Annotated in this window: 24 protein-coding genes; 15 read left to right on the top strand and 9 right to left on the bottom strand. The window is 49.7% G+C overall.

The annotated features are described in order from the left end of the window. Positions 1 to 10: 10 nt before the first annotated feature. Together ACJJIT_RS00415 and ACJJIT_RS00410 are read right to left on the bottom strand one after the other, a co-directional pair. Entirely contained in the window at positions 11 to 634 is a 624-nt protein-coding gene (locus tag ACJJIT_RS00415) for a GDSL-type esterase/lipase family protein (protein ID WP_444899602.1), read from the bottom strand. Between the two features lie 172 nt (positions 635 to 806). Further along, on the bottom strand, positions 807 to 1,493 hold the full coding sequence (locus ACJJIT_RS00410) for an ArsR/SmtB family transcription factor (RefSeq protein ID WP_252083669.1): 687 nt from the start codon (positions 1,491 to 1,493) through the stop codon (positions 807 to 809). Between the two features lie 86 nt (positions 1,494 to 1,579). Between ACJJIT_RS00410 and ACJJIT_RS00405 the strand changes: the two genes are divergently transcribed. Continuing rightward, positions 1,580 to 1,912, top strand: coding sequence for an NIPSNAP family protein (locus tag ACJJIT_RS00405; RefSeq protein WP_444899601.1), 333 nt, complete (start codon positions 1,580 to 1,582; stop codon positions 1,910 to 1,912). A gap of 4 nt (positions 1,913 to 1,916) precedes the next feature. After that, positions 1,917 to 2,234, top strand: a complete 318-nt coding sequence (locus ACJJIT_RS00400) for an antibiotic biosynthesis monooxygenase family protein (RefSeq protein WP_444899600.1) — start codon at positions 1,917 to 1,919, stop codon at positions 2,232 to 2,234. 76 nt (positions 2,235 to 2,310) lie between these two features. Here the strand turns inward: ACJJIT_RS00400 and ACJJIT_RS00395 are convergent, their stop codons facing one another. From ACJJIT_RS00395 to ACJJIT_RS00370, 6 genes are read right to left on the bottom strand one after another with little or no spacing between them, the layout of a single operon-like run. Then, positions 2,311 to 3,471: a DUF3570 domain-containing protein gene (locus ACJJIT_RS00395; protein WP_444899599.1), complete on the bottom strand. Its 1,161-nt coding sequence runs from the start codon at positions 3,469 to 3,471 to the stop codon at positions 2,311 to 2,313. After that, positions 3,458 to 3,676 (bottom strand): DUF4266 domain-containing protein, encoded by a 219-nt coding sequence (locus ACJJIT_RS00390; RefSeq protein ID WP_020414172.1) that lies wholly within the window; start codon positions 3,674 to 3,676, stop codon positions 3,458 to 3,460. The genes ACJJIT_RS00395 and ACJJIT_RS00390 overlap by 14 nt, the downstream gene beginning before the upstream one ends. A gap of 4 nt (positions 3,677 to 3,680) precedes the next feature. Next, the gene (locus tag ACJJIT_RS00385) at positions 3,681 to 4,157 is read right to left on the bottom strand and encodes a TlpA family protein disulfide reductase (protein WP_444883052.1); all 477 of its coding nucleotides are present in this window, start codon (positions 4,155 to 4,157) and stop codon (positions 3,681 to 3,683) included. 34 nt (positions 4,158 to 4,191) lie between these two features. Then, entirely contained in the window at positions 4,192 to 4,845 is a 654-nt protein-coding gene (locus ACJJIT_RS00380; protein ID WP_252083674.1) for an outer membrane beta-barrel domain-containing protein, read from the bottom strand. Continuing rightward, positions 4,815 to 5,705 (bottom strand): SH3 domain-containing protein, encoded by an 891-nt coding sequence (locus tag ACJJIT_RS00375; protein ID WP_444889157.1) that lies wholly within the window; start codon positions 5,703 to 5,705, stop codon positions 4,815 to 4,817. The genes ACJJIT_RS00380 and ACJJIT_RS00375 overlap by 31 nt, the downstream gene beginning before the upstream one ends. Positions 5,706 to 5,708: 3 nt before the next feature. Further along, complete coding sequence (locus ACJJIT_RS00370; RefSeq protein ID WP_444889156.1) at positions 5,709 to 8,324, bottom strand: HzsA-related protein; 2,616 nt, start codon at positions 8,322 to 8,324, stop codon at positions 5,709 to 5,711. Positions 8,325 to 8,549: 225 nt separating this feature from the next. On the opposite strand from ACJJIT_RS00370, the gene ACJJIT_RS00365 reads away from it, so the two are divergent. The 13 genes from ACJJIT_RS00365 (at position 8,550) to ACJJIT_RS00305 (ending at position 24,497) form a co-directional block, all read left to right on the top strand. Continuing rightward, positions 8,550 to 9,776, top strand: coding sequence for a hypothetical protein (locus ACJJIT_RS00365; RefSeq protein ID WP_252083677.1), 1,227 nt, complete (start codon positions 8,550 to 8,552; stop codon positions 9,774 to 9,776). 5 nt (positions 9,777 to 9,781) lie between these two features. Next, entirely contained in the window at positions 9,782 to 12,265 is a 2,484-nt protein-coding gene (locus ACJJIT_RS00360; RefSeq protein ID WP_444899598.1) for a LamG domain-containing protein, read from the top strand. Between the two features lie 159 nt (positions 12,266 to 12,424). Further along, a complete protein-coding gene (locus ACJJIT_RS00355; RefSeq protein ID WP_444899597.1) occupies positions 12,425 to 13,996 on the top strand; it encodes a hypothetical protein in 1,572 nt (523 codons plus the stop codon). Between the two features lie 12 nt (positions 13,997 to 14,008). Continuing rightward, the gene (locus ACJJIT_RS00350; RefSeq protein WP_444899596.1) at positions 14,009 to 15,010 is read left to right on the top strand and encodes an FAD:protein FMN transferase; all 1,002 of its coding nucleotides are present in this window, start codon (positions 14,009 to 14,011) and stop codon (positions 15,008 to 15,010) included. Between the two features lie 111 nt (positions 15,011 to 15,121). Beyond that, positions 15,122 to 15,646, top strand: a complete 525-nt coding sequence (locus ACJJIT_RS00345; protein ID WP_444899595.1) for an AraC family transcriptional regulator — start codon at positions 15,122 to 15,124, stop codon at positions 15,644 to 15,646. Between the two features lie 6 nt (positions 15,647 to 15,652). Further along, on the top strand, positions 15,653 to 17,749 hold the full coding sequence (locus ACJJIT_RS00340; RefSeq protein WP_444899594.1) for a hypothetical protein: 2,097 nt from the start codon (positions 15,653 to 15,655) through the stop codon (positions 17,747 to 17,749). Next, a complete protein-coding gene (locus tag ACJJIT_RS00335) occupies positions 17,742 to 20,609 on the top strand; it encodes a tetratricopeptide repeat protein (RefSeq protein WP_444899593.1) in 2,868 nt (955 codons plus the stop codon). Before ACJJIT_RS00340 ends, ACJJIT_RS00335 begins: the two co-directional genes overlap by 8 nt. Further along, complete coding sequence (locus ACJJIT_RS00330) at positions 20,596 to 21,246, top strand: tetratricopeptide repeat protein (RefSeq protein ID WP_252083684.1); 651 nt, start codon at positions 20,596 to 20,598, stop codon at positions 21,244 to 21,246. Before ACJJIT_RS00335 ends, ACJJIT_RS00330 begins: the two co-directional genes overlap by 14 nt. Next, entirely contained in the window at positions 21,246 to 21,524 is a 279-nt protein-coding gene (locus ACJJIT_RS00325; RefSeq protein WP_444899592.1) for a hypothetical protein, read from the top strand. Before ACJJIT_RS00330 ends, ACJJIT_RS00325 begins: the two co-directional genes overlap by 1 nt. A 236-nt stretch (positions 21,525 to 21,760) precedes the next feature. Then, positions 21,761 to 22,429: a MotA/TolQ/ExbB proton channel family protein gene (locus tag ACJJIT_RS00320; protein WP_252083686.1), complete on the top strand. Its 669-nt coding sequence runs from the start codon at positions 21,761 to 21,763 to the stop codon at positions 22,427 to 22,429. Positions 22,430 to 22,440: 11 nt separating this feature from the next. Then, a complete protein-coding gene (locus ACJJIT_RS00315; RefSeq protein ID WP_444899591.1) occupies positions 22,441 to 22,968 on the top strand; it encodes an ExbD/TolR family protein in 528 nt (175 codons plus the stop codon). Position 22,969: 1 nt separating this feature from the next. Then, entirely contained in the window at positions 22,970 to 23,491 is a 522-nt protein-coding gene (locus tag ACJJIT_RS00310) for an ExbD/TolR family protein (protein ID WP_444899590.1), read from the top strand. Position 23,492: 1 nt separating this feature from the next. Next, positions 23,493 to 24,497 carry an AgmX/PglI C-terminal domain-containing protein gene (locus ACJJIT_RS00305; protein WP_444899589.1) on the top strand — a complete coding sequence of 335 codons (1,005 nt, stop codon included), beginning with the start codon at positions 23,493 to 23,495 and terminating at the stop codon, positions 24,495 to 24,497. 83 nt (positions 24,498 to 24,580) lie between these two features. On the opposite strand, the gene ACJJIT_RS00300 is transcribed toward ACJJIT_RS00305, so the two are convergent. After that, positions 24,581 to 24,958 (bottom strand): DUF2237 family protein, encoded by a 378-nt coding sequence (locus ACJJIT_RS00300; RefSeq protein ID WP_252083689.1) that lies wholly within the window; start codon positions 24,956 to 24,958, stop codon positions 24,581 to 24,583.

Genomic DNA, 24,958 nt, shown 5'->3' with positions numbered 1-24,958 from the left:
AGTAGACGCTCTATAAATAATTTCTCGAAATAAAATCCCAGGTTTGCTCACAAAGTAACTGATGCCCAGCGGGGTTAGCATGGAGACCATCCTCAGAAAGCAGTGGAATAATCTCAAGTGCGCACCATAAACTTTCAAAATCCAGCACAGGGACTCCCTCACTAAAGGCAACTTCTCTCACCACCTGACTATAAAGCTGTGCATCTTTACGAAAGAAATAACTATCACTGTCACGATAAGGCGTTGTTCTCTGCTCATCGAAAGGAATACCCGTCATTACAAAGCTGGGGGCAATCGAATTAGATGCTTGCAGTAGCTCTAAAATCGCTTGACGAAAAAAATCTAGAGTTACCGTATTCTGTGCTTCTGCCCCACCAGTGCGACAAATATCATTAAAACCTGGGTAAAGCCCTATTAAATGTGGCCTTCTCACAGAAAGTTCCAATGATACCCGCTGAGTGAGCGATACAACATTTTCACCAAATATTCCCAGGGCGTAGACTAGGTTTTTGGGATTCAAAGGTTCGAAGCGGAAACGAATCCTTTGCACGAAACCGCCCAACTCGGTATCACCTCGACCATAGATAGAACTGGAACCAATAAAAGCGATTTTTTTGGGTACTCTTCTATTCATAGGAATAACCTATAAGGTAAATTAACTTATATATTCGCTAGAGGTCATCACCAATAGAAATTGAGCTCCAACAATATATGAAACAAGATCTTAAAGAGCCGCCATTCAAAATAGCATTAAATTTATAATTTAACAGGCGGTTAATATACCCACTTACCGCCTGCACCAAGATTCAACAATCAAATGATATTCGATAGTTATGCAGGAATTTCTTAAGCCCAAGGCTCGAGAAATCGATCACACGAGAATCCACCCTCCTTCGTGCCCATTTTTTTCGAAATGCATCCTCTAATATCCATTGACCCAGGGTGCCAGCCAGATGATTGCGTCTCTCACTCCAGTCTAGACAAGACTTGCATAATGGACGCCGAGTGTTTTTCAATCCACCAATATCAACACCTAGATTACGGAAAAATTTCTTGCCGTTTTCAGTCAATTTCGTACTCTGAAACTCTTCGATGATGACACTTTCTGCCACTAGAGAGTCGTATAGGGCTACGCCGAGACTTCCTGCCAGGTGATCGTAACAAATTCGAGCTTTCCTAACATCGGGGTCTTTAGGACCAGTATCAATACTTCCTTGCATCGGAGTACTACCGATATTAAGTAGTTTCTCTAGTAACTCTGCTACCTCATAATCGCGCAATTGAAAATACTTATGACGCCCTTGTTTACGCACCACCAGTAAACCCCCTTCGGTGAGTTTGGATAAATGCGTACTCGCTGTCTGAGCACTGATATCAGCTTCACAGGCCAACTCAGTTGCCGTCAGGGCTTTGCCACCCATCAGTGCCATTAGCATTTTCGAGCGAGTCTTATCACCAATCAAACCCGCCACCAGAGATATATCAGGCTCCATAGACACACCAGATAGTTCGTTGTAGATCGAAGCATAAAAAAATTAGTGTCATAGAATGCAATGAATTTCAAACAGAGGCAAAACCTATGACGATCACCTGTTTTATCGAGTATCGTATTAATCCCTATCAGCTCTATGAATTTAGACAGTATGCGGAGAACTGGGGTAAAATTATCCCTGAATGTGGAGGAGAGCTAATAGGCTATTTTCTACCCTATGAAGGCACCAATAACCGTGCATTTGGCCTGATTAGTTTCGATAGTCTGGCGAGCTATGAGAAATATAGAATACGACTGAAATCATCGGAAGGTGGCCATGACAATTTTCTATTTGCTCAAAATCAAAAATTTATCCTGGAGGAAAAGCGCTCATTCCTCACAGCAGTTCCATCTACTTATATACGCTTGAGGGGAGGATAAACTGGTGATCGCGGTAATTTTTGAAGTTAAACCTAAAAATGACAGCAAAGAAGTCTACTTTTCCAAGGCCCGGGAACTGAGAAAGTATCTCAAAAATATAGATGGATTTATCTCGGTGGAGAGATTCCAGAGCCTCCACAACCCAGACAACTTTCTCTCACTTTCTTTTTGGCGGGACGAGCAAGCCGTACAATCCTGGAAGTGCCAGAGCCAACATCGGGAAGCTCAGAAATTGGGTAGAGTCAGTTTCTTTGATCACTACCGGATACGGATTGCCACAGTAATAAAGGATTACGATATTCATCGAGCCGATGATCAGTAATTGGCTCTTTTCTTCCAAATTCAACCACTATCCTCAATGGGGGAGCATACTCTCCCATTGAGGGGGTTTTAAAATATCAAATGCGCACAGTCCAGAAGAGACGAATAACATTCGCAGAGAAACTATAGGCAGGTTCACTTCCCGGAGTAATAGCCGTACTATCACCATGCACCGTAACATCGAGGAAATCCTCGTAGTCAAACAGGATATGATCCCAATATAGGTTTATAGTATTCCTGCGATTAAGCAGGGACCAGCGTTGTGGCAATTCATAAGATACACCTATACCAAGTGCTAGCGTGGTATAGTTACTCAACTCTTTGTCACGTGCTCGAAAACTGGTAGCTTTCGAATAGGGAAACAAGTCGCTATAAAAATCGGCACTGGTTTGCTGGTAATAGCGTATCTTACCTTCAAGGATCCATTCATCCTGCTCTTCTAGCGGGTGAGTGTAACGAAACTCGATATTATCCGCCGTTATTCCCCAGCTATCCGCATAGCGGCGATACTCACCTTTTATTGATGCACGGTAAGGTAATCGATATTTTAATCTAATAGCTACCGCATCACTATTCCTGGTCCTTGGATAGTCCTCAGGTTGATAACTAAATCCCTGCGGAACTGTTGGATCAAGAAAACGTACAGTCCTATAAGGATTATTCAGATAACCTTCATCGGTAACCGTCTCTATGCTTAATTCAGCAATTAATTTTTGTGTAAGAATCTGATTCCAGCTCACCCCATAGCGACGGTGTTGAGCTTCATCAGAAAAATACTCATCATCATTGCGAAAAACTTCATCACTACCATAGCTGACACGAAGATCAATAGTACTTAGGTCGCCAAAGAATCCTTGACTAATGCCAAAGCCAACTGTTTGGGCTTCATAATCACTCTCCGAGCTATTGGTATAGCCTAAATTGATGGTGGTTTTATCCACCAAATAATCCACCCCGAGAGAGTACTGATCGCGCCGTTCAGTATATTCACTTGCAGTTGCCTCAACATCAATAGAGGCCCCGGAAATCATATCTACATAGTAATTTGCGGAAAAGGAAACATTGTTGCCGATATTCTTACGAATTAACACTGAAGGGCCATCAATGGTCACCCCTCCACCACTATAGGCATGGTACAGATTATCAGCTCGCTCCTCAGGTAACACGGCAGCAAAAGCGTAAGTAGGCAAAAATAACCCTACTGTAAAGAAATAACGTAACAACTTAGTTACAACCACATCCGCCTCCACTACCACCTTCGGCTCCCCTGGCCGCTTCGCGGGCTTCATAAACATGGTTCATATAACTGGCGGCGACTGGATCTCTCTCAAAACCCATAATCGGGTCCGCCAGATATTGACGCTCATAAGGAGCCACCCAGGGCGTTACTGTGCAGCCACTGAATAGCGATACCGCCAACAGCGGCAACAAGTAGCGCAACATTCTATTACTCCCGGATTAATTCCTTAATGATTTTCTTATAAGCTGCCTCATCGCCATCGCGATAGCCTTTATGGATATGGCGAACATTGCCATCTCTGTCGATAAAAACAGTACTCGGCATAGCATCAATACCGTACATTTTGCTCACCTCACTGGTGCTATCGAATAAGATGGGGAAGTCCACCGGTATTTTTCCCAGTAATTTCTCTGCATCAGATCGATGTGCATCTACGTTTACGCCCCAAACCTGGAATCCAGCAGCGGAATAACGCTCGTGCAACTGATCTAATAAAGGCATTTCCTGGCGGCATGGCCCACACCAGGAAGCCCAGAAATTTAGCATAATTACTTCACCGCGCTGCTCCGCCAGGCGCAGGTTCGCGCCTTGGTTAGAAGCCAGCGTAAAATCTCGGGAGGGTTCTGCGGCACTAATACCTATCGACGATATTAGTAATATAAAAGCAGCAACGAGTCGTAACATATTAAAAATCCTTATTGACTATTCTTTTAAAAAACTAGAAAAATACAGTAAAACCTAATTGGGTTGACAAATTATGAGTGGATTGTGCCTCCCCAAATAATTCATGTTCAAATACGTGATCACGTACATCAAAGCGTAATGCCAACCAATCATTGGCCAACAAGCGCACTCCAGCACCAAAGTTGTAGGTAAAATGCTCTTCATCTGCAAAAGAGGTATTGCCGGCACCACTCACCAGATAAAAATCTGTATTGAATGCCCAATCATCTGAAATGAAGTACTCTCCTTGAAAAATATTCCAACCCAGAGAGAAATTGTAATAGCTGAGTTCCCGTTGCTCATCGGTCAACAGAGGAGCAGCACCACTTAAACGCTCAAAGCTGGATTCACCCAACTCAGTTTGCGCATAGGTGCCTTCCATAAAGATATCTTCAGTAATATGGTAGGAAACAGAGGTGCCATAGAGGGCATTAGATCCAAAGTCTTCTACATTGATGACTCCGGCAAAGATGCCCAATTCAATATTTTCACTGTCGATCAGTGCATCACGTACCTCTCGGCGCTCCAAGTCTGAGACGACAATATCTGCAATAACGTCTTCACCTTGCTGGGCGACACAGGCCTGAGCACTAAACAGCGCGGATAGGGTTGCAGTGCCTACAGATATACGTCGAAACCAAGTTTCCACTCGACTATCTCCTGATTATTTTCCCGCGAGGTGAGCAGGTAGTGGTTTGTGTATTCCGCTTTTATGGCAAAGCGGCGCGATAGATACGTTTTTATGCCTATGCCTGCCAGCATTACTGTGTCCTGACGATCTTCCGTAGCAATAATGGTTGCGTTAGGTGATGTGATATTTAGACCAGCACCAAGTAGAAAATAGGGGGATAATCGCCAACGCGGGAACGGCTGATGCAGTATTGCCATTTGATAAACCTGGCTATCTGAAAATTCACCAACAGCCTGAGTAGCACGCAATTCGGTAGCTAAATTAGAGGTAAATTGGTAACCGATTCTTGTCGCCAAGGAATTAGCTCCGGCAAAATCGCCATAGGATAAGCCCAGATAAAAGAAACCCGCCTGCACATTTCTAAAATCGGGAAGGGAAACCCGCACCAGCTCACCCTCCTCACCATAAATGTTTTGCAAATCCGCAACTCGTACCCAGCCAGTCTTATTGTGCGCAGCCAATACCTTTACCCAATCGGTGCGGCGTTTAAGCAGCCAAATTTTTTCACCATATTCAGCCACATGAAAAATCGGATAACCGCGGCCAGGGCCTCGATACATATTGATAAATGCGTTACCAACGGTAACTTGCTCTGCGTCATCCGGTATCTTGCTCACCACATTGATCGCAGTGGGAATTACCGCTTCTGATTTTTCCTCTACCGTGAGGAATCCCTCAGAGACATCTCCCGAAGATTCACCGACTCTCAGACTCTCGATCGATTGTGTTTCGCCAACTTCCTCTGCAAATACAAAGGAAGAAAGGAAGTTGACTCCGAACAGCAGGAAAATAAAAAGATAATTCTTTAAAATAGACATGGATCAGTCAGCCGGTGCCGCAAAAGGATCGTTATAGTACTGAGCGCCGATATCCAGCCACTCTGCAATTAAACGTAGTTCAGCCGGATTTAAGAGTCCCGTATGCGCACCACCGGTCGAAAAGATAGGAAAAAAAGCACTTTCTGCAGCAGTTTCAGCCATGACAGAAGAAGTAGTTACAACGATCATCACCGGTATAGGATTTCCATTGGCATCGAGAATCAAGTTACCATCTTCATCGGTTTCAAATACCGGGTTGCCCTGATTATCCGTCTCCTGCCTCAGCCGTGGAGTTAAAATTCCACCGACAAGATCCAATATCGGGCTATCAACTAGTAGTTCAGCATAGGAGGTAAACCAAGCATCGTTCACAGAAGACGCGCTTGCGGTCAGATCCAGCTGCGCGGCGGGAACTCGTGTAGCACCAGCGGCATCTACCGGCGAATGACAAGCAGTGCAGGTATTATCACTAATTACCGTACCGGCATTATCCACAACTTGACGTGGCAGATCCCAGATTGGCTGAATGTGCTGCTCGTAATGAATAACACTGCGGCAATTGCTCCCCCAATTATCCAGGCAGGCTAATGGAGCGGGGATTTCAGTCAATAAATCAGCGTAAGCCAGAGAAATATCAGTGTCTTTAACGCGAACTGCTGGATCGGTCCAGACATCAGAAAAGTGTATATCACCTTTTAATCCAGCTTCTCCAACAATCCGAGCCAATAACTGCGCCATGGTTTCACCCATTTCCGCCAGTAATGCAGGCTCGGTATTTATAAATGGCGCCGCTGAAGTAGGAGCCCCACTCCAGGCAGATTCCAGCTCCATATCAACGCGACCATGAACCACTTCACTCTCACTGGTATGGCAGCCCACACAGCTGCGTACCTCACCGGGTCGTAACTGTAACCAGTTATTGTGTTGTTCAAAAATTCTCTTACCCTCGGCATCTATCACTGAAATTGCAAAGGGAGTATCGGCAGGTATTTTGACCCGTACCGAACCATCCGGTTGAATAGGCGTATAGCCCAGGATTTCACGCATACCCTGACTGCGATTGCGACCAAAAGCCGAACCGTCAAAGTCCAGGGTGTCGTCATCTGGGATCGCTACAGCTTTTACAATACGGAGAAAACGTGCGGGACGCTCATCGGCAGTAGTCATAGCAGGATCAGCGAGAGTTTCTATTCCCGCTATATCCTCACCATCAAAATCGTAGACACTACGGATATCCAAAATGCCCACAGATTCCTGCACTAGATCGCCATCTACGTCTATTCCAGGAATTGGGTCGGGAATATAAGCCGGCTCCGTGCGGGGCTCCAGTGTCACCCCCTCGGAAATCATTTCACCCTCTTCCGCGACGATAATGGGTAGTTGAGTACCGGCCACGTAGTCATAAATCCACAGGCCGTAAAGAGGATCAGCTAATACCGGTTCCTCTTCTTCCCCTAAATTTTCTGGGCAGGGACGTAGCAGTTCCGTCTCTTCCTCCACAATGCGGCATTCACTCCAAGATACCAACAACCTGCTGGTACCATCGTAGAAAGGCCAAGCTGTGGAGAATGTGCCATGGGGAGAGAGGGTTCCATCAGTTGTGACCTCAGCAAAGGCGATAGAGGCCTGACCAACCAGATCCCCCTCACCGCCGGCTTCACTATAGGCTTCGCTGTAATTTATTCCATCAATAGCCACCAGATCGCCGCCATAACTTACTCCCGAAGGCGAACGTAGGTTGACCAGTAAACGGCCATCAGGCATTTCACGCGGCCTGGAGAAAGTGGCTAGTGAATTTTCAGTGCCGGTCTCTTGGCTGTGATAACCATAATGAAAAGATAAGTCACTACCATCCGGTTTAATGGTATATAGGCTTAAGCGGTCTACACCGGCGGCATTATCCCAACGATTAAACAGGATACGTCCATTATTCAGTACTGTGGGATTGAGATCGTGGCTCTGATTGAAAGAGATCTGACGAATATCACTGCCATCCGCCTCCATCACATGTAAAACAAAAGCGGGCTCATCCTGATCATCTGTCAGGGCAGAAAACTGTGGCTTATTATCATCCAATAACAAAGCGCGGGCACGACGCTGGCGACTAGAGGAAAATACAATACGCCCATCTGGCAAAAATGCCGGGGCAACATCCTGCCCTTCCTCTGCAATCAGATCGGACTGTATGACTCTTTTCAGCTCTTTGGTTTCAAGATCATATAACCAAATATTCCAGGTAGGCTGTTCATCGTCATCAACATTTTCTAATTCTGGTGCGCGCATGGCAAATACCAAACGCTGTCCATCTGCGGAGGTATTGAGATCTTTAACATCGTAATCACCGGTAAAAATTTCTGCGGTAATTACTGTCTCTGCAGCACTTGCTGTAGCACGATCTTTCAGAATCAGTTCAGCACCGGGGAAAAAATCCTGGGGCTGGTATTGGTTATCTTGCTCTAGGGCTCCTTCATCATCCTTATTAAGCTGGCGACGCACGAAGGCAATAGGGTAATCCACCACTACAGGATCTTCCGCCTGCTCCCCACTACTAGAGGAACCGCCACCACCACTACAAGCAGCCACCAACAGTAGTAGTGGCACTGCACGCAAAGATTTCATTATTTTTTCTACCCAGCATAGGCACCAGCAACATGCCGGTAATATTTGCAGAAGGCCCTTCATTATTTCTGTGTGCGGTTTTTGCCGCCGAGGGTAATTCTCGCAAGTTGCGCACAAAAAGTTTGCCAACTGGGACGCAAATATTAAAAGTCATTCTGACAGTCCTGAAATTCGCTTTTAGTATGCCTTGACATACCCCACTGACCCCATCGACAAAATAAACCAATGAAAAATAATTCGTCTCGAGCGCGTGTGATCCAGCTCACAGTGGTAGGCGCAATAATCGGGGCCGGCCTTTGGAGTGCCCCAGCCCTTGCGGCCCCTCAGGATCAGGCTCTGCAAATTCACAGCCGTATCACCGGCACAATTCCCTCTGAAAGTGTATTGCTGGATATGGCCGAGGACATCGCCAATGGCGATCCTGCCAGTGCTGCCTATACGGCAATGCAACACGATGACTTTTACAATGTGACCCTGAAAAATCTGGCCACACCTTGGACTAACGAGGAACAGGATGTGTTTGCGCCGTTAAATGATTACAGCGCAACCGTTATTGGTATGGTCCGGGACGATATGGATTTTCGCCAATTACTGTCAGCAAATATTCTGTATACCGGAAATGTCTCCGGGCTGCCAAGTTACAGTACCAGCAACAATAATCACTACGAAGCTCTGGAAGCTGGTGGTTATTCCCTGAAAGAAAATCTCACCAGACAAAGTCAGTCTTCCCTTAATGGGCTTCCGGCCGATGCTACTGCCGGTGTGATTACCAGTCGTGCCGCAGCAAAGGCCTTTTTTAGTGCTGGCACCAACCGCGCCATGTTCCGTTTTACCATGCTCAACCATATGTGCCGGGATATGGAGCAGGTGCAAGACAGCACACGTTCACCGGATCGAATTCGCCAGGATGTCAGTCGCAGTCCAGGGGGGGATAGCCGGGTATTTCAAAACAACTGCGTCAGCTGTCACAGCGGTATGGACCCTATGGCCCAAGCCTTCGCCTATTACGATTATGTCTACGATGCAGACAATGACCCAGAGGGCAACAACGGGGCACTCGACTATAACGGTGCAGGAGATACAGATCCGGAAACCGGCAGTCGCGTGAAAGCTAAAAACCACATTAATGCGGCAAACTTTCCCCACGGATACCAGCTTCCCGACGATCGCTGGGACAACTATTGGCGTGAGGGCCCCAACCTGCATCTTGGATGGAATAGTGCCCTATCCGGTAGCGGTAATGGGGCAAAGTCTCTCGGTGAGGAGTTGGCCAACAGTCGTGCTTTCGCCAGCTGCCAAGTCACTAAAGTATTTCGCCAGGTGTGTTTGCGTGATCCTGAAGATGCCAATGATCGTGCACGTATAGAAGCCATCACTAACAACTTCAGCAGCTCCGGTTACAAACTGAAGCAGGTATACGCCGATACTGCGGTTTATTGCGCGGGAGATTAATAACAATGAAAATTTTTAAGAACCTGCAAATATCTACCCTTTTATGTACAGCAGCATTCCTTGCCGCCTGTAGTGGCGGCAGTGGCAAAGATACAGAAGAGCAGCCAAATACGAACCAATCCAATAACGGCACCAGCTATTCAGGCCCAGCACCGGAAACTGAAGATGTCAAACAGTACAAGCGCTATATCTGGGATAACCTGGCCGAACAGAATCGCTGTGGTAGTTGCCACGTAGAGGGCGCGCAGAGCCCCCATTTCGTACGCGGTGACGATATTAATGCAGCTTACGATGAAGGTCGTGAACTGGTAAACCTAAGCCTCCCGGAAGAGTCACGCCTGGTAACCAAGGTGGGCGGCGGGCACAACTGTTGGCTCTCCAGCGACGATGCCTGCGCTGAAATTATTACCAATTATATTGAAGAATGGGCTCGAGCCAGCGGCGGTCTCAGTAATACAGTCACACTAACTGCCCCAATTGAACGCGATGTGGGCGCGAGCAAGAGCTTCCCTGTCTCCAGTAGTAACTTCGGCACTACCGTTTACCCAGTATTGCGTAACTACTGTGCCAGTTGCCACAGCGAAGATGCCGCGCTCACACAAAAACCCTACTTTGCTAGCTCTGATGTGGATCTCGCCTACGAGGCGGCGAAAAGCAAAATGAACCTGGATACCCCTGCGGATTCACGCTTCTCTGTACGCCTGGGTAGTGAATTTCACAATTGCTGGGATAACTGCTCCAGCAACGCAGCGGAAATGACGGCGGCTATCCAAGCCTTTGCCGACAGCATTGCCCCTACTGAAGTCAATCCGAATTGGATCCTTAGTAAGGCTCTGCTTCTCACCGATGGTATTGTCGCCAGCAGTGGTGGCCGTATAGAAAATAATGCAATCGCCCTATATGAATTTAAAACCGGTAGTGGCACTACGGCTTATGACACTTCCGGGGTAAATCCAGCCATTGATTTGGCTCTTTCAGGCGATGTGGAGTGGATTGAGTCCTGGGGTTTGCAGCTTAAAGGTGGTAAAGCCCAGGGCGCTACGGCAACCAGCCGTAAGTTATACGAAACTCTCACTGCCACCGGCGAATACTCTATTGAGGTTTGGGCTGCACCAGCCAATGTCACCCAGGAAGGTCCCGCACGTTTGGTTACCTATTCCGGCGGTGACGATATTCGCAACCTCACCCTAGGCCAGGCGCAGTACAGCTACATATTCCAGAACCGCAGTGACAGTACCGATGCGGATGGAATGCCAGCTCTGATGACTGATGATGCAGACCAGCTGGTACAGGCGAGTTTGCAGCACGTGGTCGCGACCTTTGACCCGATCAACGGCCGTAAACTCTTTGTAAACGGCGCAGATACTGGGGAAATGGACCCCAGCGAAGCGGGGCTTTTGAGCACTTGGGACGACACCTTTGCCCTAGCGGTTGGTAGTGAAGTAAGTAACGGAAATAGCTGGCAGGGTTCTATCCGCATGCTGGCGATTCACTCTCGCGCACTCTCTGCCGATGATGTTGCCACCAACTATGAAGTAGGTGTCGGAGAAAAATACTTCCTGCTGTTTAAAGTTGAAGAACACACCGGCATTGCCGAAAGCTACGTAATGTTTACCGTTCAGCAGTTCGACAACTATGCCTACCTGTTCAGTGAACCTACCTTTATCAGCCTGGATGAAAGTGTCGATCCGAAAGGTATCGCTATCGAAGGCATGCGTATCGGTATTAATGGTCGCGAAGCGGAAGTGGGCCAGTCTTGGGCTAAATTATCCGCCGAAATCGATGATAGTTATGTGCCCCTGCAAGGCCAGAAGCTGTCGAGGCTTGGCACTATCATTACCCTCGATAAAGGCCCCCTGGAAGATGAATTTTTCCTTACTTTCGAGCGTATCGGCAACGCTAGCTTTACTCGTGTAGAGCCCACACCTGCCGCACCACCGGAGCCAGCAGACCTGGAGGCCCAACCGCGTATTGGCCTGCGCCGCTTCGAGCAGATTAACGCCAGCCTCTCTCGCGCCACCGGCATTTCCAGCGCCCACCCGGATGTGATGGAAACCTGGGAAGCCGTGAAGCGCCAGCTACCTGTCTCCAGTGATATCAGCGGATTCCTGGCTGCACAACAAATGGGTATCACCCAACTTGCCGTGAAATACTGCAGCACCCTGGTGGATTCCAATGCGCGCGGAAGTTATTTCCCAGGTTTTGATTTTAATGCTCCTGCCAATACAGCTTTTGACAGCGCTAGTAAACGAGCACTGGTGATTGATCCATTAATGGAAAGCCTATTGGGCCACGAAATGAACTGGCATGACGGCAGCCACTCGCAGCTGTCTAGTGCACCAGACCTGGGCACCGTAGAAGCAGAATTAAACAGCCTGATCAACACCATGACTGCCTGTGGCAATGGTTGTGAAGCAGATCGCACCGAGACCACGGTCAAAGCCGTATGCGCCGCCGCCATGGGCAGCGCTATGATCCTGATTCACTGATTAAAAAAACGGGCTGCCGCCCAGGTACGGTTTTAAACACCGTACCTGGGAAGATTAATCACAGCCTAGACAAGATTGTCGAAAGAAAATTTTCAACAATCTGCTAAAAATTTAAAAAATAATTTACCGGCACATCGGATAAAAAATCCGCAAAAAACTATGAGCAAGAAAAAACATTTTGAGCTGGACCAGCCCCTACGCCACCCGGATCACCACCGCCCGGTAACCCGTCGTGATTTTCTCGCCCAGGGCTTCCGCGCGGGTATGGCGACAGTATTAGGTGGCTCTGTATTCAGTATGTTTGCCAACCCACATAATGCCCACGCAGCTCTGTCTGCCGACCTGGAAGACCTGCGCAAGAGTAACGGCGGCCCCTGTGATGTTAGCGCTTTTGGCGCCGGTAAAATCCCATTTATCTGTTTCGACCTCGCCGGTGGAGCCAATATCGCTGGCTCCAATGTATTGGTAGGCAAACAGGGTGGCCAGATGGATTTTCTCGGTACGGCCGGCTACAACAAACAGGGGCTGCCGGGCGATATGATCCCCTCAGCCGGAGAAGGATTTGTTAACACCGACCTGGGCCTTGCTTTCCATAGCGACAGCGGCATGTTGCGCGGTATCTTGGAAAAAGTGAGCTCCGGCACTGCTACCGCTACCAACGGTGCGGTGATCCCGGCACGCTCGGAAAACGATACCGGCAACAATCCTCACAACCCCATGTACGGAATCAACAAGGCCGGGGCCAATGGTTCCCTACTGGCCCTGATCGGCTCTCGCTCCAGTGATTCCGGTGGTAACTCCATGGCTCCGTCGGCAATGATCAACCCTGAAGTTCGCCCCACCAAAGTGGACAGGCCTTCTGATGTTACCGGCCTCGTGGATGTGGGCGATCTGGTGGGACTGCTCAGCCAGGAAGACACGGTTGCAGTGATGGAATCCATGTACCGTATTTCTGATGCCAAGCTGGGTAAGGTAAACACTCGTGTGGGAGCCGATGCGATTATCAAGGATATGGTGCGTTGCGGTTATATGAAGAGCGCTGACCTGGCGGACCGCTTCGGTAATCCCGCCGATCTAAACCCCGAAGCCGACCCGGATATTGTCGGTCCCTCCGGTATTTTTACCAGTGCTGAACTGAGTGGGGATGGAGAATTCCGCAAAACCGCTTCAACGATGAAACTAGTGGTGAATGGCTATGCCGGTGCCGGCACTATCACCATGGGCGGCTACGACTACCATACTGGCGACCGCGCCACCGGCGAGATGCGCGACCTGCGTGCCGGTCGCTGTATTGGCGCCTGCCTGGAGTATGCTGCACGTCGCAACCAGCCACTGATGATTTATGTCTTCAGCGATGGTTCGGTTTTCTCCAACGGAATGATCGACGACTCTGTCGAAGGTCGTGGCAAGGGTGTGTGGACCGGAGACAATCAGCAAACCGCTGCTTCTTTCTTCCTGGTATACAACCCCGCCGGGCGTCCGCAATTACTCGGTGGCAGCGTCGACGAGCAGGCAAGGCATCAGCAGCTGGGTTATATGCGTTCCTCCGGGGACGTGGAAACGTCTTCAAGTCCCGCCGCCAACAACGTTAATCTACTGGTAGAAACGGTAGTCATGAATTACCTGGCTTTACATGGTGAACAAGATAACTTTGAAAAAATCTTTCCCAACCACGGTCTCGGTAGCGTTACCCTCAGGGACAGCATGACCGCTTTTGCCCCTATAAGATAATGTGATACTGAGATGTTGCGTTTTATTCGATCTCTCCTGTTTGGTGGTGCCGCCCTCTGTGCGGCACCGGTATTGGCCGAGTGGCACTATGCCGAGCGTGCAATCATGGGCACTGAAGTCCGCCTTCAGCTCTGGCACGAGAATGCCAGTGAGGCTGAATACCTGATCGAAAAGGTAATGGCAGAATTCCATCGCTTAGATAACCAGTTGTCACCCTACAAGCCAGAAAGCGAGCTATCCCTCGTTAATCGGGAGGCAGGCAAAACCGCAGTCAATATTTCCGATGAGCTGCTTTCTCTGGTGGATAAGTCCCTCTGGTTCAGCCACCTGACCGGTGGAGCCTTTGATATCAGCTACGCTACTCTCGGCAAACACTATGATTTCCGCAACAGAAAACAGGCAGACTCAGCCCTTACTGACTCTCTAATTGAGGCGCTGAACTACCGCCACTTACATTTGAATAAAAAGTCCAAGACCCTGCGTTTTGGTCACAGCAAAACAAAAATTGACCTGGGTGGAATTGCCAAGGGGTATGCTGTGGATAAAGCCATTCAGATTCTCGAACAGGCTGAAATCTGCTGTGCCAGTGTCAGTGCCGGTGGCGATGCACGTATGCTAGGCGATAAACGCGGTGAACCTTGGCTGGTAGGCATTCGTCACCCGCGAGAAAAAAGCAAAAGTGCCGCAGTAATCCCCCTGAGCGACATTGCCATTTCAACTTCCGGTGACTACGAGCGCTTTTTTATCGATGAACAGCAAGAGCGTATACATCATATTTTCAATCCAAATACCGGAAAGCCCGCAGACACAGCTGTTGGAGATAGCGATAAATTAATCAGTGTCAGTATTATCGGCCCAAGGGGTTTTGATACCGATCCACTTTCCACCAGCGTATTTGTGCTGGGTAAGAAAAAAGGACTGGCACTCATTGATCGCCTGCCCCAATTTGAAGCAGTGGTTATCGACAGTAACAAACGTCTGTTCTTCAGTCAGGGACTGGCAAATCCACAATAATCGTTACAACGTCGTAAAAAATTTGCCAACGGGATCACACCAGATAGCTGCGCCCCTGACATAATTTGCGCCCATTACACAATAAAGCCAAAAGCAAGCGAAAGGCCTTCCATGGGACGCGTTCTCCAGTTGTTTATTTTCTCACTCGCCCTCTTCACAGGCGCAGCGTCTCAGGCTCAGCAAGAGTCTTTTTCTGCTGAAAAGCTGGAAAATCTAAAGCGTGATGTTATTAAGTTAAACCGGGATTTATTAATCCTGGAGGAAGACCTGCTCTACCCGGCACAAAGCCAAGTGGCTTTTTATGTTTCTGTGGATGTCGGTCACTATTTTCAGTTGGACGCTGTGAAATTACATATCGACAATAAACTCACAGCCAGCCATCTGTATACCGATCACCAACGCAGTGCCCTTGTACGCGGTGGTATCCAACCCCTGCACAAAGGCAACCTGAAATCTGGTAACTACACCATTTCCGCTTTCTTTACAGGTCTTGGACCAGAGGGACGCGAGTATAAGCGGGGCGCTACTCTAGAGTTGGAAAAGACCGATGAGCCCGTTGTTATCGAATTGCGCATCTCAGATAAAACCGGCAAACAACAGCCGGACTTTGAACTCATTCAATGGCCCACGCCCTGATTACCCATGAGCTACCGGCCCCTCTCCCGCATAATATCCCTCAGTGTCGCTTTGCTAGGTGCCAGTTTACCTACTTATGGCACCGAGACCGAAGTTACCTCGGAAGAAACAGCGCCTCAGGAAAAGACGCAATCCGAAGACAAAAAGTATCGCCAAGCTCAGGATATGTCCTACGGGGCAACCCTGTATGAGTACTTTCAAGGCAATAATTTCGATTCCCTCAGCACCCTTCTTGTCGCCAAGCAACGTGATTCAATTAAAGTTCACCGCGACAGTGCTGCGTTGATCGAAGGGGGAATCAGCCTCAGTTTTGGTCTGCATCGGCGCGCTGCCGAACTTTTCGAACTACAGCTTCAAACCGGCAACCAAGATACAGATTCCAAACTGCACCAGGCAGCCTGGCTGAAACTGGCAGAGCTGAACTATTTGCAGGGTGACTTTTCCTTAGCGGCAAAAAATCTGGAAAAGTCTGGAGCCATAGATTCCTCTACCCTCCCCCTTAACCTGGCCTTGCGCAGTGAAGAAATCTCCACAGCCCAGGAATTCCTTAAAAGAGCCGATCTGCCGCTGTCAGAGCGCCTACTCGGACACATCAATCTAGGCGCAGCCTTAGCCCGAAGAGGAGAGTTAGTTGCCGCCGCCGAGGAATATCGCTTCGCAAGCACACTGGCGACTGAGCAGGATGAACCCTCAGAGGATATCCTGATACTCGCGGACAAAGCGCATATCGGCGCTGGCTACGCTATGGCATTGTCAGAGCAGTTTTCCCAGGCCCAAGCTGAATTTTCCCAAGTGCGCCTGCACACCCCCTGGGCAACCAAAGCTCTGCTCGGGCTCGCTTGGTCTTCGATCAACAGCGAGCAATACCAGGAGGGGGTAGATGCCCTGCGTTTTTTATTGGCAGAACACCAACACAGTCCCGCCGCACGGGAGGCCAGGGTCGCCCTGCCCTATGCCTATGAAAAGCAGGCTGAACGCAATAAAGCCCTAAGCGCCTATAGTGATGCAGCCACATATTTCGAGAGCACATTGCAGCAGCTGCAGCACTTACAGCGGAAGCTGTCTTCAGAACCGCTGGCGGACGCCAGTCAATTTAGCCAGTCACAACGCTACGGCTGGCTACAACTGGCTCAAGCCGCACCCTTACTGCGGGACAACCAGCATTTTCTCTTACCCATTTTACAGAGCGATCAATTCCAACTGCGCCTGTCGGAGCTGCGCGACCTGCAGCAGATGGATAGAGTACTCTATGACTGGTCACAAAAAATTCCACAATTGCATTCATTGATCGAAGAGCGTCACCAAAGGCGCTCCGGCATTATCGGGCAGTACCAGAGCGCAGAGTTTGACCAGCAACTGCAAATCGCCAAGCAACACTACCGCAATCTCAACGATGCCCTGGCCCAAATAGAAGGGGAGCGTGACGCACTGACTCTGCTCGAAGCTACCAGCAACGGGGAGGGTGGAAATAACAGTGAGATATTCGAGATGCTGGAGATACTGCAGGGCGCTGAGCAACGCTATCAACTACTGCGCAGTAACGGTAAGGGGTCCGACTACCAGGGCGAGACCCTGGCTAAAGCCCGTGGCATTTTATTATGGCAAGCCAGCGAACAGTATCATCACCGCTTGTGGCAACAGCGCAAAACTCTGCAACTACTCGAATCCAGCTTACGCGATGGTGAGAAGCAACTAGGTAAAACCTCTGCAGAAGTGGGCCGCGCACCGCAATTGACCCAGCTAACAGAGCGTCTGGCTAGCACTGCGGCGCAATTATCCGGCCAACGCGCAGCCATAGCCAAAACGGCTTCAAAGGTCGAGGCTGCCCTACGCCGGGATATTATTGCTGAGCTGGAGCGAGAGCAGTCGCGGATTCACAGTTACCAGGCCCACACCCGCCTCGCTATCGCGCGCTTACAGGATGCCTCCATGCTAGAGGCCGCCAGCCAGCCTCCGCCAAAAAACCCTGAGAAAAATACTCAGGTGGAAACGCAAGATGGCGAAAATACTCACGAAAAAGGCAAAGCCACAGTAGAGAAAATAACTGAGGAAAAGACCGCAGAAGCTCTATTGCCCGATAATGAAGGGGGGCAGAGTGAATAGGTTTGGTTCCAGAAGCTTTTCCCTGCGCCTGCTCACTGCCGCTATCTGCTGTATCAGTACCGCCTGCAGCAATCAGTCCGCACTGACACTTGCAGATCTGCCCACGGCCACGGCTGCTTCCACTGAAGAACCTGTATCAGCTCCCCCTGAGTTGATATCGGTTGATCTCGCCACTCTCGTGCAGAGCTATCAACAAGCACTGGCCAGCCAGCCAGACCCGCAGATTCGCACACAGATTCGTTTGCGCCTGGCCGATCTGGAAATGGAGCGACTGGAGCAACATCAGGCGGATAACCCGGAAGTTTCAGTCGGTTTTGCCAGTGCGGTGCAGCACTACCAGACACTCGCCAAAGAGAGCCCCCGAGACGACTATATTCTCTATCGTCTGGCGCGAGCTCGTGCTATGGATGGCGAAATGCCAGGCGCATTGCAAGCACTGGAGCGCATCGCCCAGGGCGCACCTGAGTCACCGTTTATGGGGGAGGTTTTATTCCGCCGAGGCGAAGCAGCTTTCAATCGCAAGGAATATTCGGCAGCGGCACAGGACTTCCGCGCATTGCTGGAGAAGGGCGAAAGTCCATTTTCCGATAATGCCCGCTATATGCTCGCCTGGTCAGAGTTTAAATCCAGCGATTACCGCCGTTCCACGGAGATATTTCTCGAGTCTCTGGATATTCTGCAGCAGCGTGCCAGCGAAGCAGAGTTACCTCTGGGCCAGAAGCGCCTGCGCGAGGATAGCCTTCGTGGCCTGGCCCTGAATTTTAGTTATCTGGGCGGTGCCGAAGCTATCGAGTCCTTTAATCCCGATGGCAAACCACGAGGTTATCAGCACCTGCTGTACAGCGCTCTGGGCAATTGGTATCGAGAAAAAGAGTTATTCCGCAACAGCGCGGATACCTATCTGACTTTTGTTAAGCACTACCCCAATAGCACTGAAGCGCCATCATTACATTTGCAAGCTATTGAAACACTGCAAAATGGCGGCTTACACGATGAGGTGCTTCCAACCAAGCGGGAATTTGTACAACGCTATGGTATTCGCAGTGAGTATTGGCAGCAGGCAGAGACAAGTCAGCGCGAAGCCCTGGCACAGTCACTGCGCCCCTGGCTTGAGGAGTTAGCCCAATTTGACCACGCGCGCGCGCAGGAACTTGCTCAGTTAGCGACCAAGGCACCGGCTAATAAAAGTAAACAAAAACAGCAGCTCAAAGCTCAGTCTCGCAAAGCTTACCTAGCGGCAGCGGAACTCTACCGGCAGTTTTCACAGACTTTTCCACAGGACCCCCGCACTCCACCAATGGTTTTCCTGATGGCCGAATGTCTCGAGCAGGCTGGCGACTACGCTGGAGCCTGGCGCGCATACAGCCAGGTAGCCTGGGAATATCAAGACAAGAAGCATGGTGCGGAGGCTGGTTATGCAGCCATTCTTAGCTCGGCACAAGTGCATAAAGAAACACCGGGGCAGGATGCCGAGCAAAAAATCCTGTGGCTGGATCGCAACATTGAGGCCAGCCTTAAATTTGCCCAGAGCTGGCCGCAGGATAAAAGAGCCTTACCAGTACAACTATCTGCCGCAGATAAGCTGCTACAACAGTCACGTTTTGCCGAGGCTATTGCCGCCGCACAAGCTGCAGATAAGTGGCAGCCACCAGCGTATAAAGCTCAGCAATTAAATATCGCGATGATCCTGGCTCACAGTCACTTTTCATTGAAAGATTATATGGCTGCGGAAGAAGCCTATACCCGTGCGCTGAATATACAGCCTAAGGATAGCCATTTGCGCGAGGACACACGCAAGCAACTTCAACTTTCCATCTATAGGCAGGCAGAGTTGGCACTTGCGCAACCAGCACTCACCGAGGATGGCAGAGAGATTCCCAGTGAGGAGGCGTTGCGCCACCTGCTGCGAATCAGGGAGAGTGGACGCAGCGAAATTGCAGCCACCGCCCAGTATGACGCGATCAATTACCTGATGGAATTACAGCAGTGGCAGCGTGCCAGTGCTGAACTCGCAGACTTCCGGAGTTTCTATCCTGCACATCAGCTGGCACCTACCCTCGCCGCCAAGGCGGTCGTTATTTTTGAAGCCTTAAAAATGCCTGCCGCTGCAGCCGGCGAATTACTGCAACTTGCCCAAAATGATCCCGACCGAGAAGTACGTCGCCAATCCTTATTCCTCGCGGCGGAAAGCTTGCAAAAAGCAGGTGAGTATCAAGGTGCCATTGAGAGTTACCGTAACTACAACAAGCTCTGGCCAAAGCCTGCTGAACAACGTCTGGAAGCGCAATATCAGTTAGTGCAACTGTACGCGCAAACCAATCAACCTAATAAACAGAATTATTGGCTACAGCAATTAGCAAAAAATTCAGAAAAATCCCCTCGGGGCCGCTACCTGTCCGCCTATTCCCAAAGCGCATTGGCAGAGCAGAGCTATGAAAAATTCGCTTCATTAAAATTGCACTTGCCGCTAAAAACCAGTCTCGCCAATAAAAAGCGCGCGATGAAAACCACCGTGGCCGATTATCGCAAGGTTCTCGAGCTGGAAATTGCGGAGTTCACCACCCAGGCCAATTTCCGTTTAGCTGAAGTTTATCGGCAGCTCAGCCATGACCTGATGGAATCTCAACGCCCCAAAAACCTGAATGACCTTGAGTTGGAGCAGTACGAAATCCTACTGGAAGAGCAGGCCTTCCCCTTCGAGGAAAAGGCGATAGAGCTGCATCAGGCCAATATTCAGCGCACCAGTGATGGAATTTACGACGACTGGGTCAAACGTAGTTTTGCCTCACTCGGCGAACTGTTACCCGCACGCTACAAAAAACCGGAAGCAACCCTGGAGTGGAGCCATGCACTGCATTGATTTGCGCAATTGCCCCAGTGGTATTTTTCGCCTCACAGCAACACTACTGATTCTGGCGACACTCAGCGCCTGTGGCAGCCTTCCACTTGGTAAAAATGCTCAACAGAAGGACGCCTCAATTGAGCATGTAATTACCGAAAACCCCTATTTGGCGAATGCCAAGCGGGTTCCCAAAGAGGCCAGCGTCGCTATGGCTCAGGCACACGAGAGCTTTAACAACGGAGATAGCTCAACCGCAGTGCAGCAGCTACAGCAGGTCATTGAACGCTGGCCAGAGCTCTCTGGCCCCTGGCTAAACCTCGGGATAGTACAGCAGAAAAGTGAACAGGCCGAGCATGCGGAAAATAGCTTTCGCAAGGCGATTGAGGTCAATGACGGTAATGTATTTGCCTGGAATCAGTTGGCTGCACTACTACGTGACGCAGGCCGTTTCGAAGAGGCCGAACAGTGCTACCTGCAGGCGCTGAACCTTTGGCCCGACTTTAGCGATGCGCACCGCAATCTGGGTATTCTCTATGACCTCTATCTAAACAGGCCGGAAGAGGCATTACAGCAATACCGTTTGGCCCAGAGCAGTCGAGAACAAGGAGACAAATTACTCGACGCTTGGATATTGGAACTGGAGCGTAGACTCTGATGCGAGATAAATTAATTATTCTAATGTCCATAATTTGCGCCTGCTTCACCGCCCGTGCGGATGAAATTACCACACTGGAATCCACGGTAATCGGTAGTCAGGAACAGCCCAAAGTGCTGTATATCATCCCTTGGAAGCAAGCCGACAGCCTACAGCGCCTTGATAGTTCTCTGGCCCAAAATTTTAATACCGTTTTCAAGCACCAGGAGCTCTCAGAATTCAAACGGGAAATTCAACTGCTCAGTGCCAAGCCGGTTGTTGAAGAAAAAAATGAATAGAAAAAATAATAATACTCATCGAGCACCACAAACTAATGTAATCGTGCTTTTTTGCTGAAACTCAGTACTCCAGTGGAGCAGGGATAAGCCACCGCAGGTATTTCACTTATCAGGAGTTTATTGTAGAGCCCTCATCCGACTCCACAATATTCATCATCATGCCCAATGACCATGGAATGGCCGTTTGGCAAAAAAATATCGCTAATTAAACACTTACTTCTGTGGAGACACTCATCATGGAATTTACTCAGGCGTTATTGCGCTTTTTCCAGACTGGCGGCCCTTTTATGTATCCTATTGCCCTAGTGCTGGTTATCGGCCTCGCTATGGTAGTGGAACGCTGGATTTTTCTTTCCCGCGCTAAGAGCGCCAATCGCCGCGCTTATCTGCAGGTATTACCGCTACTGCAAAAACGCAGTTATCAAAATGTATTACAACTGGCCCGAGACAACGATGCTGCGATGGGTCGCATTGCCGCCGCCGGTATTAATACCCTGCAATTCGCCAAGCGCGAGGAAAATATTGCATTGGCAATCGAAGAGGGCATCCTCGAAGCAGTACCGCGCCTGGAAAAGCGCACCAACTACCTGGCTACCCTGGCCAATATTGCTACCCTACTCGGTTTATTAGGCACCATTATGGGCCTTATCGCAGCGTTCACCGCTGTAGCCGCTGCCGACCCTGCGGAAAAAGCCACTATGTTGTCTACCAGTATCTCCGTAGCAATGAATACCACCGCATTCGGGCTTATCTCAGCAATTCCCCTTCTGCTATTTAATTCCATGCTACAAAACAAGACCAATGAAATTGTAGATAGCCTGCAGATGGCCGGAGTAAAGTTCCTAAACCTGTTGACTATGGGCCGCCCACAAAAAACGGAACAGCAGCGCGCAGTGAATGCCTGAGGGCTCTCGCCATGTTGAAATTAAATATTCGTCGCCGTGGACACGAGGAAGCAGAGCTGGACATCACCTCTTTTATGAGCCTGATGACTATCCTGGTTCCTGTACTGCTGCTCAATATGGTGTTTTCCCATATCTCAGTTTTAAAACTCAATCTTCCTGGCATCAGTGATGGAAGCAGTAGTGCAACTGAACAGGAAAATCGACAGTTGGAACTGGTATTACGCACCGCACATGTTGATATCAATTACCCGGCAGGGCAACTAGTCAGGCGAGTGGAGAATATCGATGGTGAACCAGATATGGAAACGGTTTCCCTGATACTGCAGCAAATAAAGCGTAACTTACGGGAAAAATCCATCGAGAAAGACGACTTGGTCATTCTCTCGGAAAAAGGTACATCCTATAAAACCCTGGTGGCAGCTATGGATACCGCACGCAGCTATCGAGCAGTAGTTGCCGCATCAGTCGTCGATGCCGAGTTGTTCCCACAGATTTCCCTGGGCGATGCCCCCCAGCAAACAACCGTAGTGGGGAAATAAAATGATGCTTAACGCAGCCGCCAAATTACAGGAGCGGCGTCAGCGACAGAAACGACAGCAATCGAAGCTCAATCTGGTTTCTCTAATGGACATTTTCACCATTCTGGTATTTTTCCTGTTGGTGAACTCCACTAGCGATGTACAGGTTTTGCAATCAGATAAAACCATCAAGCTACCCAAGTCCACTTCTCAGCAAAAGCCGGAAGTCACTACGGTCGTGAGGGTCAATAATCAGCAATTATTCGTTGGTGATCGCATGATCGTAGGCATTAACGATATTGACGCTGGTAAGGAAAATATCGAGCCCCTCTTGAAGGAACTGGAGTACCGCGCCGAACGCGCCGGTGAACTCAGCGACGAGCAAAAGCAAAGGGGACGCTCGGTCACCATTATGGGTGACGAGCAGGTTCCCTATGAGTTGCTCAAACAGATTATGCAGACCTGCGCCCAGGCAGATTACCGCGATATCTCTTTTGCTGTTGAGCAGACAGCACCAATAGATCCCGCGGGGGTGGAAAGCTGATATGAGCACTGCAACCAGCCGCTATGCCCCCTGGCAACTACAGGAAACCCTGTTGCCCTGGTCTGCTTCCAACCAGGAAGACCAGCGCTTTATAAAGTTCCTGCGTGCAGGGCTTATTGTCTTCGCCGTTTGCGGTTCCATCGTTACCTTTGCTCCAGTGCCGGAGCTGACCCGGGAACAGGCAGAGCGAGTGCCACCACAACTGGCCAAGGTTATCCTGGAGAAAAAGGAGCTCCCCAAGCCGAAGCCCAAACCCAAGGCCAAACCGAAGCCTGAGGAAAAAAAACCTGACGCAGAGAAACCCAAAGAAAAACCAGAACCTAAAAAAGTCGAGAAGGAAAAGCCGAAACCGGCTCCGAAACCCGAGCCCAGTAAAGTAGAGACACCCCCTGTTGCCACTATACAAAAAGCGCGGGAAAAAGCGGCGAGCAGCGGCATCAATGCCCTGGCCGACGATTTATTGGATATGCGTGAGAGTTTTGATACGGGTGAAGTTACCCGCGGTCAGCTCAGTGCCGGCAGCGCCACTGCTGCACAAACACAGCGCAATATGATCAGCGACAAATCCAAAACTTCGAGCGGCGGTGTCAGGGCCGGGAGCATCAGCACTGACACGGGAGGCGTATCACTGGCGGGCCGACAAACCACCCGGGTTGAGCAGGCTCAGGCGCAAGGCTCCGCCAAGCAGGCGGCCAGGAGAGTCAGAGGTGAGAAGTTGGCGCGAACTGACAATGCCATTCGCGGCATAATGGAGGCCAATAAGGCGGCAATCAATGCGATCTATGACCGTGCCTTACGCCGTGATCCCACCCTGCAGGGTAAAATTACCGTGCAGCTGGTGATTGAAGCAAACGGCACTATTTCGTCCATCAAGTTGATTGAGAGTGAGCTGAACAACCCCGCCCTGGAGCGCAAGCTGCTGGCGAGGATCCGCATGATTAATTTTGGTTCTGCGGATGTTAAAGCCACAACCCGCAATTACTCCATCGACTTCCTGCCATCCTGATTGGGGTTTTGGATAAATGACATTGGCACAGCGGAGCAACCCTTTACAGCTTGCTCGCTGTGCCAATTTCTTTTCCGCACTGATTAATTCAAATCTGCAGCGTATTGTCGCAGTAGCTGTAGAGGTACTATCTCCAGAGCTTTCACATGGGTACGCTGTAAAAAAACTCTCGGTGCCCTATCCTGCTGCTGGGCCTCCAACCAGCGGGCGGCGCACAGGCACCAGCGGTCTCCCGGAGCCAACCCCGGAAACCCGTACTCCTCAATCGGCGTACTCAGGTCGTTGCCACGGCTGCGGGAAAATGCCAAGAACTCATCATTTACTTCCACACAAACCGTGTGGGAGCCTTGATCCTCTTTGCAGGTGTTGCAGCAGCCGTCGCGAAAAAAACCGGTCATTGGTGCCAGGCTGCAGGGAATAAGTGCATCGCCAAACACATTAACCGAACTATCCATCTCCAT

Source organism: Microbulbifer mixtoriginis (SeqCode) (genome assembly GCF_052467515.1).
This window is presented reverse-complemented; position numbering and strand designations above follow the sequence as displayed.